A 10,891-nucleotide genomic window follows, 5' to 3' on the forward strand; every position below is an offset into this window, starting at 1 on the left:
TCCGGCAGGGGTCAGGGGTCACTTGAGTCCGGTGGTGGCGATGCCGCGCAGGAAGTGCCGTTGGAGGACCACGAACAGGACGAGGACCGGGAGCACGACGATCACGGCTCCGGCGAGGAGCGGGCCGTAGTAGATGCGGTTCTGGCCGACGCTGTAGAGCGCGAGCGCGACCGGCAGGGTGTACTTGTCCTCCGTGGTCGCCACCACCAGCGGCCACAGGAAGTTGTTCCACGACTGCAGGAACGTGAGGATGCCGAGGGTGGCCAGCGCCGGACGGCACAGCGGCAGCACCACCCGCCAGAAGATCCGGAACTCTCCGGCGCCGTCGACCCGGGCCGCCTCGATGAGTTCGTCGGGGATCGACTGGAGGAACTGCCGCATGAGGAAGACGCCGAACGCTCCGACCAGGAACGGCAGGATCAGGCCGGCGTAGGTGTTGGCCAGGCCCATGTTGCTGACCAGCACGAACTGCGGGACGAACGTCACCATGCCCGGCACCATGAGCATGCCGAGCACGGCCAGGAAGAGCACCCGCTTGCCGGGATAGCGCAGCTTGGCCAGCGCGTACCCGACGAGCGAGCAGAACAGCAGGTTGCCGACCGTCACCGCGGTCGCGACCAGCAGAGAGTTGACGAAGTAGAGCGGGAAGTCGAGCCCGGAGAACAGGTCCCGGTAGTTGTCGAGGGTGGCCGCCTCGGGCCACCAGGTCGGTGGCACCTCCCGGATCTCCCGCTCCGGCTTGACCGACGAGAGCGCCATCCAGACGAACGGCCCGGCCACGGCGAACAGTCCGAGGATCAGCACGGCGTAGAGCAGGGCCCTCGCGACCCGGTCCCTGGTGCGCGGGGCGGTGTTTGCCGAAGCCATCGTCAGCTCCTTTCCCGCAGCAGGCGGAACTGCACGGCGGACAGCGCCACGATCGCCAGGAAGAGCACATAGCTGGCGGCGGCCGCGTAGCCGTAGTTGCCGAAGCCGAACTGGTTGTAGATGTGGAACGAGACCGACAGGGTCGAGGAGAGCGGGCCACCCTGCGTCATCACGAACGGCTCCTCGAAGAGCTGGAGGTAGCCGACGCCGGTGACCACCCCGCCGAAGAGCAGCGTCGGCCGCAGCATCGGCAGGGTGACGTTGCGGAACTGCTGCCAGCGCGTCGCGCCGTCGAGCGTGGCCGCCTCGTAGAGGTCGGCCGGCACCGCCTGGAGTCCGGCCAGGAAGATCACCATCAGGAACCCGAAGTTGCGCCACGCCGCCATGACGATCAGCGACGGCAGCGCCAGCCGGGTGTCGTAGAGCCAGCTCGGTCCGTCGACACCGACCAGCCGCAGCAGGTTGTTGACCAGGCCGATCTCGGGGTCGAGCAGGAAGCGCCAGACCACCGCGATCGCCACGATGCTGGTCACCACCGGCAGGTAGAAACCGACCCGGAACAGCGTACGGAAGCGGACCAGGCCGGAGTTGAGCCCCGTCGCGGCGGCCAGCGCCAGCACCATCGTCAGCGGCACGCCGACGGCGACGAAGACGAGGGTGTTGACCGCCGACCGCAGGAAGAGCCGGTCGGAGAAGAGCCGGGCGTAGTTGTCGATGCCGAGGAAGTTGACCGCGAGCGGGTTGCGCAGGTCGGTGGAGCGCAGGTCGGTGAAGCTCATGACCAGCGAGACCACCACCGGCAGCGCCATGAACACGACGAAGAGCACGGTGAACGGCGCGGAGAAGGCCCAGCCGGTCAGCGCCTGCCGCAGGCGCTTCCGCCGCCGGACCGGGGCCGGACGGCCGGGACTGGTCTCCCCGGCCGTCCGCGCCGGCGCCGCGGGGGCGCTGGTCATGTCAGCTCCCGGTCCCGATGGCGCTGGCCTGTTCCTGGATCGCCTTCGCGGTCGCGGCGGGGTCGGCGTTCTTCTTGCAGAGCTTCTCGATCTCGGTGTCGACCACGGACGCGATCTGTTCCCAGGTCGGGATCGCCGGCGGCGCCTTGGCGCTGTCGAGCTGCTCGCCGAACGTGGCCAGATACGTGTCGCCGGAGAGCGTCTGGTCGTCCCAGGCCGACTGGACGGCCGGCAGGTCCTTGACCGCCTGGTACCACTTGACCTGCACCTCGGGCTTGCTCAGCCACTGCACGAACTTCCAGGCGCCGTCCCGGTTCTTGGCGTCCTTGAAGACGGCGAGGCTGCTCCCGCCGATAAACGAGGTGGACGACTTCTTCATGGGCATCCGCGCGACCGCGTACTTGTCCTTGAAGCCGGGGCCGCCCTGCTCCTCGACGATGCCCATGTGCCAGGGGCCGGAGATGAACGCGCCGATCTCGCCCTTGACGAAGCCAGGCTCCATCGAGCCCTCCGGCAGCGCGGTCGGGGCCAGGCCCTCGGTGAAGAAGGACTGGTAGTAGCGGAGCGCCTCGGCCGTCTCGGGGGTGTCGAAGTTCAGCTTGTCCGCGCTGGCCACCTCGGCGCCGTTGGACCAGGCGAACGGCAGGACCGACTGCCAGCTGCCGGTCTTGGTGGGCGGCTGGAGGTTGATGCCCCACTTGGCGCCGGCCTTGTCCTTCATGCCCTTGGCCATGGCCTTGAGGTCGTCCCACGACTTCGGGCCGTCCGGGAAGCCGGCCCGCGCGGCCAGGTCCTTGCGGTAGAAGATCAGCCGGGTCTCGACGTACCACGGGACGCCGTACGAGGTGTCGTCGACGATCGTGGTGTCCCAGGCGCCGGGGAAGAAGTCCTCCTTCTTGATCAGATCCGGTGGGGTCGGGTCCAGCGCGCCGGTCTTGGCGAACTCGCCCTGCCAGGTGGTGCCGATCATCGACACGTCCGGGGTCTGCTTGGCGGCGATGGCGCTGGCGAGCTTCTGGTGCGCCGCGTCCCACGGCACCGCCGTCACGGTCACCTTGGCGTCGGGGTTCTCGGTGGAGAACTCCTTGGCGAACTCGCCGAGCTTCTCCCCCTCGGCGCCCATCGCCCAGACGGTGATCTCTCCGCTCGCCTTGCCGCCGCCGACGGACTTCGCCTCGTCCTGGCCGCCGCCGGAGTCGCGGCCACAACCGGCCAGCGCGACCGACGCGGCCAGGACCATCGCGGCCGCGGTGGCCAACCGCGTGCTTCTCATGTCGTACCTCCTGGGTGTGTGGTCTTGCCTGGGATGTCAGCTGCCCGCGCTCGGCGCGGGGCAGCCGCAGCTGCTGCGCAGGACGAGCTCGGTGGGCAGCACGAGGCTGCCGTGTGGGGTGTCGCCGGGCCGGCCGGCGGCGGCCAGGAGCAGCCGGGCCGCCTCGGCGGCCAGTTCGCGTACGGGTTGCCGGACGGTGGTGAGGGCGGGGGTGACGAGGGCGGCCGTCGGTACGTCGTCGAAGCCGGTGATGACGAGGTCCTGCGGCACCCGCAGGCCCCGGCCGAGCGCGCCGACCAGCACGCCGAGGGCGGTTTCGTCGTTGGCGCAGACCACCCCGCCGGGCCACGGGTCGGTCCCGCCCAGCAGCCGCTGGGCGACGAGCACCCCGTCGGCCTGTTGCAGGCCCACGGCGACGGGCTCGGCGGGCGGGGTGACGCCCAGGTCGCGGTGGGCCTGCCGGAAGCCGGCCCACCGTTCGCTGACGTCGGGCGAGCCCTGCGGGTTGCCGACGAAGACCAGGTCCCGCAGTCCGTGGTCGGCGAGCAGGTGCCGGGTGAGCGCCGCCATGCTGGCGGGGTTCTCGGGGCGTACGGAGGCGATGTCGCCCGGGCCCTGGCCCGCGATCACCACCACCGGGACCTTCTCGGCGAGGCGGAGCAGCGCGTCGTCGGAGACGGTGCCGCCGATGACGGCCACGCCGTCGACCCGGCGGCCCATCTCCAGCACCTGGGCGTCGGAGTCGGAGCGCAGGTGCGTGCAGAGGATGTGCACGCTGGCCCGCGACGGCCCGGCCTCGGACTCGAAGCCCTGGATGAGTTCGGTGAAGTAGGGGCCGGAGAGGCCGGGGAAGACCAGGCCGAGGGCGCCGTGCCGGCCGGCGGCCAGGGCCCGGCCGAGGTGGTCGGGACGGTATCCGTGCTTCTCGATCGCCTCCAGGACCCGGCGGCGCATCTCCTCGGAGACCTGCCCGGTGCCGTTGGAGACCCGGGAGACGGTGGCGACGGAGACGCCGGCGAGTCGCGCGATCTCGCGGACCGTCATGCGGCTGTTGCTCATCACTCCCTCGATCCGTAACGTGCGGTTAACAGAAACCGGTTACAGCGACGATAGGTAGCAGAGACGCGGATCACAAGCCCTGACCACAATCTTCGGTTCGAGGAGGTCTGCCCAGATGACAGACGTGCTGCTGCGGGATCGCCGGATCCTCGTCGACGGCCGGCCCGAGCTGCTGCTCGCCGGCGAGGTGCACTACTTCCGCCTCGCCCGGGCCGACTGGGCGGACCGGCTCGACCGGCTCCGCGACTGCGGCGGGGACACCGTCGCCACGTACGTGCCCTGGCTGTGGCACGAGCTGCCGGACGGCTCGGTCGACCTGACGGGGCGTACCCACGAGCAGCGTGACCTGGCCGGCTTCCTCGACCTGGCGCACCGGCGCGGGCTGCGCGCCGTGGTGCGTCCCGGGCCGTTCGTGATGGCCGAGCTGAAGAACGAGGGCATCCCCCACCGGGTGTACGACGAGCACCCGCACCTGCTCCCCACCACCTGGGAGGGCGCACCCGTCGGCACCCGCACCGTCGACTACCTGGCCCCCGAGTTCCTCGCCGCGGCCGACGGCTGGTACGCCCAGGTGATGCCCGTGATCGCGGCGCGCCTCGCGCCGCGCGGCGGCCCGGTGGTGGCGGTCCAACTGGACAACGAGATCGGAATGCTGTCCTGGGTGACCAACTCCCCCGACCTCACCGACGGGCTCTGCGCCGACCTGGCCCGGTGGGCCGTGCAGCGGTACGGCGCCGACGTCACCGCGGCACGGGTCGGCGCCGACCCGACCGACCCGCCGGCCTGGGCGGCCGCGCTGCGCGGCCCGGCCGAGGCGCACTCCCTGACGCTGCACGACGACCTGGGGCGCTACATGCGCGACCGCTACCGCCGGTACGTGGCGGCGCTGCGCGCGAGCGCCGAACGGCACGGGGTGACCGGCGTGCCGTTCCTGGTCAACGTGCACGGCACCGACCAGGGGCGGGGGCGCACCTTCCCAATCGGGATCAGCCAGCTCATGGAGTCGTACCGCGGGCAGCCGCAGCTCACCTCCGGCTCCGACCACTACCTGGGTGACCTGACCGTGGGCAACGTGGCCGACCTGTACGTGGCCAACGCCTTCCTGGCCGCCGCGCACGACGCCGACCAGCCGCTGACCTGCCTGGAGTTCGAGGCGGGCAACGGTGACTACGGCGAGGACCTGGCCACGCTGCACCCGCCGGAGGCGGTCGAGCTGAAGACGCGGCTCTGCGTGGCGCAGGGCAACCGGCTGCTCAACCTCTACCTGTTCGCCGGCGGCCACAACCCGCCGCTGGCCGAGCCGGTCGGCGACGGCAACGACCGGATCGCCTTCACCGGCGAGCGGCACGGCTTCGCCGCCCCGGTCGGCCCGGAGGGGCGGCCCAACCCGACGTACGCCGCCACCCGGCGGGCGCTGCACGCCGTACGTGGGGCCGCCGACCTGCTCGCCGACGGCGACGAGGAACACGACGGGTTCGCCCTCGGTTTCGTGCCCGACCACTACCTGACCGAGTACCACCACCCGGCCTCGACCAGCCGCGCGGAGCAGGTCGCCGAGCTGGAACGGTTCCGCGGCATGGGCGCGCGGGACGTGCTGGCCCGGGCGCTGCTGCTGGCCGGCTACTCGTTCCCGGCGGTGGACCTGCAGGCATCACCGCCGGCCGGCGGGGCCGAAAACCCGGCCGGCGCGGCTCAGCCGCCGGCCGGCCCGCCGCCGGTGCTGGTGCTGGCCACCGCACCCACCCTCGGGCGGGACGTCCAGCAACGGCTGGTCGACCGGTTGCACGCCGGCGGCCGGCTGCTGCTGCACGGCCCGCTGCCCGTCCGCGACCACGACGGCACGCCGTGCACCCTGCTGGCCGACGCGCTCGGGCTACGACCCGACGGCTGGCTGGAGGGCGGGCCGCACTACTTCCCGTCGGTGCTGGGCCGCGGCTGGACGGCCGGTCCCGCCGAGGTTCGGGTCGGCTACGCCCAACTGCTCGCCGGGGACGGCGAACGGCTGCTGACCGAGGTCGGCTCCGGCCGGCCGTGCGGCGCGGAGGTGACCGTGGGCGCAGGCCGGGCCGTGGTGATCGCCTTCGACTACCCGTGCCACCTGGACTTCTGGCGCGCGGCGCTGGACCGGCTGGGCGTACGCCCCCGGCTGCGGCACGACGCGGACCAACCCGGGCTGCTGCTCACCTCCACCGTGGACCGCTCCGACCAGCGGCTGCTGCACCTGGTCAACGTCGCCCCGTCGGCGGTCGAGTTCGGCCTGTGGCACCGGGACCAGCCGGTGCTGTCCGGCCGGCGGCTGCGGATCGGCGCCCGTGCCGGGCTGATGCTGCCCACCGGCGTCCGCGTCGGGCCGGCCACCCTGCTGGAGAGCAGTTGTGAACTGGTCGCCCGCGACCGCTCCGCGGTGCTGCTGCGGCCGACCCAGGCCGAGGACGTCGCGGTCTTCGCCACCGACCGGCCGGTACACGCCGACCGGGGTGCGGTGAGCGTCGCCGACGGACGGGCCACCCTCACCGTCCGGGCGCCGGACGGCGAACCGGTGCGGGTCAGCATCGGCTGACCGCAGCGGGAGCCGCAGCGGCGTACGCGGCGGCCGGGCCGGCCGGCGTCGCCGGCAGATCAGCCTGGTCAGGGCCGTTTCGCCGTGAGGCCGGTGCACCGCTTCGCCGTGGCGATCCTGTCCTCGATCCGGCCCTTGGCCGCGCCGGAGGCGAGCACGGGCTGCCCGGTGCCCGAGACCGTCGCCGGCAGGAACTCGGTGCGGGTCACCGTCCGGCCGCGCACGGTCAGCCGCAGGACGCCGGAGTCGGTGCTGCGCGAGCCGCCGTACCAGAGGAAGTTGCCGAGGCCGTAGTGCACGTACGTCCGGCCCAGCCAGCCGTCGGCGAGCAGGGTGTGCGCGTGGGCTCCGATCACGATGTCCGCTCCGGCGGCGGCCAGCCGGCGGGCGAACGTCTTCATCTCCCCGGTCGGGCAGGGGTCGCCCTCGATCCCCCAGTGCATGAAGACGACCACCAGGTCCGCTCGGTCGCGGGCCGCGCGCACGGCGGCGACGGCCCGGTCGGTGTCGAACGCCATCGCGATCCCCGGCCGGGTCTCCGTCGCCTGCCACTGCGCGGCCAGCTCGTGCACCTGCGACAGGCCGAGCGCCGCGACCCGCACGCCCTTCACCGTGCTCAGCCACGGCGCGTACGCCGCGTCGGCGGTGCGCCCCGCGCCGAACACCGGGAAGTCCACGTCCGCCGCCGCGTCGAGGGTGTCCAGCAGCCCCACCCGCCCGTAGTCGAGGGTGTGGTTGTTGGCGAGCGACACGGCGTCGATCCCCGCGGCGCGCAGCGCCGGGTACGCGGTCTCCGGCGACCGGAACTGGTAGCGCTTGGGCTGCGCGGTGCCGCGGCTGGTCACCGCCGTCTCGAGGTTGACCAGGGTGAGGTCGGCGTCGCGCAGCACCGGCACGATGGGGCCGAATGCCGTCCGCGGGTCGTCGAGCAGGCGCAGCGTGCGGCCCGTGAAGTGCACATCGCCCGCGAAAGCCAGCCGCAGCTCGACCGGCGGGACGGCGCCCGGGCCGGTGGCGCTCGGCGACGCCGCGGCGGTCGACGTCGTCGCGGCCGTGGGCTCCGGTTCGGCCGCCGGGCGGTCCGCTTGCCTGGTGGCGCACCCGGCCAGCGCTGCCCCGACGGCGAGGGCCGCCGCCGCCGTCCGCGCTCTGGTGCCGATCACCGGGACAGGATAGTGGGGCCGAGGTGCGTACCGCTCGCCGATCAGGCGGGGTGATGCCGGGTGGCGGCTGCGCGGGTGAGCACGGACCCGCCGTCCGGCTGGTCTGCGCCGAATCGCTCACCCGGCCCCGGCCCGGCTCACTACCGTGAACCGGGATCGGTAGCTGCCGGGAGGCGGGGCGTTGGCGCACGAGGTGGTCGAGTTGCGGGTGCACGGCGTCTCCGGTACGTCCGCCGAGGCCCTGCTCGACCACCCCGTGGTGACCCGGGTCGCCGGCGACGACCACGCCGGCTTCTACCGGCCCCGGCCGGGGTTCGGCGACAGTGACCGGCCGGCCGAGTTGCGGGCGGAGGCGTACCGCTGGGGTGCCCTGACCGCGGGCAGCGCCGCGCGGACCCTGTCACTGCTGTTCCTGCTGCCGTTCATGCTGGTCAACCTCGCCGTGTGGGCCCGCCCGCCGACCGGCGGGGCCGGTGGGCTCATCGGCCCGGTGAGCCGGCTGCTGGCCGCCACCCTGACCGCCGCGTTCGTCCTGTCGATCGTCGGGGTGACCGTCGACCTCGTCGGCTGGCAGTGCGCCCCCTACCGCCCCTGCGTGCGCGGTCGCCCCTATCTGGCCTGGCTGGCGGACCTGCCGCTCGGGCCGCGCCTGGCGGTGCTCGCGTTGCTGCCGATCGCCGCGCTGCGCCTGCTCTGGTGGCTCGGCGAACGCTCCTCCCGGGTGTTCGAGGCGTTTCCCGCCGGCGGGCAGGGCCGGTCCGGGGGTGCGGAGGACCGGCTGGACCGCCCGGGATTCTGGAACGACGCGCTCGTGGTGCAGCGGCTGCGGGCCATCCACGTCGCGGTCGGGCTCGGCGTGCTCGACGCGAGCCTGCTCGGCGCGCAGATCCACATCTATTCCACGCCGATCGCGCACGTGCTCTTCGTGGCGGTCTGGGTTCTGCTCGCGGCCTGCGTCGTGCTGCTCTGCCTGCCGGCCCGACGACCGGTCGACGGGCCGGGCCGGGGGCCGGTCGACCTGCGCGGCATCCGGGCGTTGCGGGTGACCGCCAACACGCTCACTGTGCTGGCTTTCGGCTACACCGTGGTGCCCCTGGAGCCGCAACCGCCACACGGCCAGTTGCCGGGCTACGAGGGCGGGGTGGCCGCGCTGGTCACCGTCCAGGCCGCCCTGCTGGCCGTGCTCGCCGCCACCACCCTGCACCAGCGGCGCCGCAGCCACAATCCGGCAGCGTCCTGGTTGAGCGGACTGGCCGCTCCGGTGTTCGCCGCCGCGGCCTTTGCGGCCGCGTACGGGTACTCGGCCGCGCTGGTCTACCGGGTCGCCGACTTCCTCGACCGCGGCGAGATCCCGAACCCGGCCCGGCCGAACGCGCCCGGCGCACCCCCGCTGGAGCCGCCGGTCACCTACCGCTGGGCGGCGCTGGCCGGGCTGGTGGCGGTCCTGTTCGTCGCCGTGACCACGGTGTGGCGCATCGCCATGACCCGGCGCCGCCGACGGCGGATGGCCGAGGAGATCGTCGGACGGGACTTTCCCGAGCCGCCGCCGGAGGCACTGCCCCGCCTGGCCGACGTCCGGGCGGTCGTCGCCCGGGCCGGCGTCGCCGAACAGCTCAACCCGGCCTTCCTCGTGTTCCTGGTCCTGTCGCTGCTCGGCGTCACCGTCGTCGCCCTGGACCTGTTCGGCATCGGGCCCTCGAGCCTGAGTGAACGCCTGGCGGGCACCAGCGGTCAGGCGACGATGGCCCTGGCCCTCGCCACCGACGCCGGGATCTACGTCATCGGCCTGGTCGCGCTCGGCATCCTGGTGCTCGGGCTGCTCTCCTACCGTTCGGAGGAGACCCGGCGCACCGTCGCGGTGATCTGGGATCTGGGCACCTTCTGGCCGCGTACGGTGCACCCGTTCGCGCCACCCTGCTACGCGGAGCGGGCGGTGCCGGAACTCGCCCGACGCATCACCGCGCTGACCGGCAAGGGTGGGGTGATCATCTCCGGGCACTCGCACGGCTCGGTCCTGGCCGCCGCCACCCTGCTGCAGTTGCCGGCGGACGTGCTGTCCCGGGTCGCGTTGCTCACCCACGGCAGTCCGCTGCACCGGCTCTACGCCCGGCTCTGCCCCGCCTTCCTCGGTGATCCGACCCTGCACGAACTGGGCGAACGGATCGGCTGGCGGTGGGTGAACCTGTGGCGCGACACCGACCCGATCGGCGGCCCGATCTTCTCGGCGCACCGGCCGGGCGACCCGCCCCGGGCGCCGGCGCCCGCCGGCACGGTCGATCGACGGCTCCGCGATCCGCTGGACGTCGCCGTTCCGCCGGACGACACCGTTCCGCCGCCGATCAACCGGCACTGGCCGTACCACACCGACCCGATGTACGAGGCGGCGGTGCGCGAGCTGGCGGGGCGGCTGGACCCGGCCTGACCGGACCGGACGACGGTCCCGACGGGCCGGTACCCCGAGCGTGTCGGGCACGCTCGGGGCACCGGTCTCCGCCGTCGGCTCACCGTGTCAGGCGGCGAACCGGAACAGCGCCGGGTGGGCCAGCTGGTGCCCCTCGCCGAGGTCGACCCGCAGCTTCTGGCAGGTGCCGGCGTACGACCTCGGGGTCTTCCAGTTGATCTGGTACTGCCCGTCACCGAGGTGCTGCGGCCCGGCGGCCTCGCCGGCGTACTCCTCGATGGTGGTGAGCGGCCCGGTGGTGCCGCGGTCGGTGGCGACGACGGCCAGCGGCGCCGCCGCCAGGTTCGTCACCGGGCTCCGGTGGCGTCGGTGATCCGCCACCTGAGCGGGATCGCCTGCCCGGCCTTTGCGTTGTTGGACCCGCCACCGTACCGTCCGCCGGTGACCCGCGGGTTCGCCGCAGATCGCTGGCGGCACGGCTGGCCTGGGCAGCGGACTCCCCCGCGGCACGCCGTGGCGCGGGGCCCACGTAGAGGAGGAGGGGGGGTGGGCGGCCGCCCCCCACCCCCCGGGGGGCCCGCCCCCCCCCCCCGCCGCGGGGGTGGCCCGCCC

The 10,891-nt window shown here is 73.4% G+C and carries 8 protein-coding genes; 2 read left to right on the top strand and 6 right to left on the bottom strand.

Annotation, left to right across the window (positions count from 1 at the left end; genetic code table 11):
* Positions 1 to 18: 18 nt before the first annotated feature.
* Genes AB0H57_RS27375 through AB0H57_RS27390 form a run of 4 tightly spaced genes read right to left on the bottom strand, consistent with a single transcriptional unit; the run spans position 19 to position 4,155 of the window.
* On the bottom strand, positions 19 to 867 hold the full coding sequence (locus tag AB0H57_RS27375; protein WP_357511280.1) for a carbohydrate ABC transporter permease: 849 nt from the start codon (positions 865 to 867) through the stop codon (positions 19 to 21).
* A gap of 2 nt (positions 868 to 869) precedes the next feature.
* Positions 870 to 1,823 carry a sugar ABC transporter permease gene (locus AB0H57_RS27380; protein ID WP_357511282.1) on the bottom strand — a complete coding sequence of 318 codons (954 nt, stop codon included), beginning with the start codon at positions 1,821 to 1,823 and terminating at the stop codon, positions 870 to 872.
* Position 1,824: 1 nt separating this feature from the next.
* Positions 1,825 to 3,096 (bottom strand): sugar ABC transporter substrate-binding protein, encoded by a 1,272-nt coding sequence (locus AB0H57_RS27385; RefSeq protein WP_357511284.1) that lies wholly within the window; start codon positions 3,094 to 3,096, stop codon positions 1,825 to 1,827.
* Between the two features lie 36 nt (positions 3,097 to 3,132).
* On the bottom strand, positions 3,133 to 4,155 hold the full coding sequence (locus AB0H57_RS27390) for a LacI family DNA-binding transcriptional regulator (protein ID WP_357511286.1): 1,023 nt from the start codon (positions 4,153 to 4,155) through the stop codon (positions 3,133 to 3,135).
* A 115-nt stretch (positions 4,156 to 4,270) separates the two neighbouring features.
* Between AB0H57_RS27390 and AB0H57_RS27395 the strand changes: the two genes are divergently transcribed.
* A complete protein-coding gene (locus tag AB0H57_RS27395) occupies positions 4,271 to 6,715 on the top strand; it encodes a beta-galactosidase (protein ID WP_357511288.1) in 2,445 nt (814 codons plus the stop codon).
* A 68-nt stretch (positions 6,716 to 6,783) separates the two neighbouring features.
* Here the strand turns inward: AB0H57_RS27395 and AB0H57_RS27400 are convergent, their stop codons facing one another.
* Positions 6,784 to 7,878: a CapA family protein gene (locus AB0H57_RS27400; protein ID WP_357511290.1), complete on the bottom strand. Its 1,095-nt coding sequence runs from the start codon at positions 7,876 to 7,878 to the stop codon at positions 6,784 to 6,786.
* A gap of 181 nt (positions 7,879 to 8,059) precedes the next feature.
* Between AB0H57_RS27400 and AB0H57_RS27405 the strand changes: the two genes are divergently transcribed.
* A complete protein-coding gene (locus AB0H57_RS27405) occupies positions 8,060 to 10,300 on the top strand; it encodes a hypothetical protein (protein WP_357511292.1) in 2,241 nt (746 codons plus the stop codon).
* A gap of 87 nt (positions 10,301 to 10,387) precedes the next feature.
* On the opposite strand, the gene AB0H57_RS27410 is transcribed toward AB0H57_RS27405, so the two are convergent.
* The gene (locus tag AB0H57_RS27410; protein ID WP_357511294.1) at positions 10,388 to 10,630 is read right to left on the bottom strand and encodes a PxKF domain-containing protein; all 243 of its coding nucleotides are present in this window, start codon (positions 10,628 to 10,630) and stop codon (positions 10,388 to 10,390) included.
* Between the last annotated feature and the right edge of the window lie 261 nt (positions 10,631 to 10,891).

Source organism: Micromonospora sp. NPDC050686, from assembly GCF_040654475.1.
Classification (GTDB): domain Bacteria; phylum Actinomycetota; class Actinomycetes; order Mycobacteriales; family Micromonosporaceae; genus Micromonospora.

Coding starts and splice junctions, on each gene's coding strand:
- AB0H57_RS27380 (WP_357511282.1), bottom strand. CDS start 1,823: ATGACCAGCGCCCCCGCGGCGCCGGCGCGGACGGCCGGGGAGACCAGT.
- AB0H57_RS27375 (WP_357511280.1), bottom strand. CDS start 867: ATGGCTTCGGCAAACACCGCCCCGCGCACCAGGGACCGGGTCGCGAGG.
- AB0H57_RS27390 (WP_357511286.1), bottom strand. CDS start 4,155: ATGAGCAACAGCCGCATGACGGTCCGCGAGATCGCGCGACTCGCCGGC.
- AB0H57_RS27385 (WP_357511284.1), bottom strand. CDS start 3,096: ATGAGAAGCACGCGGTTGGCCACCGCGGCCGCGATGGTCCTGGCCGCG.
- AB0H57_RS27395 (WP_357511288.1), top strand. CDS start 4,271: ATGACAGACGTGCTGCTGCGGGATCGCCGGATCCTCGTCGACGGCCGG.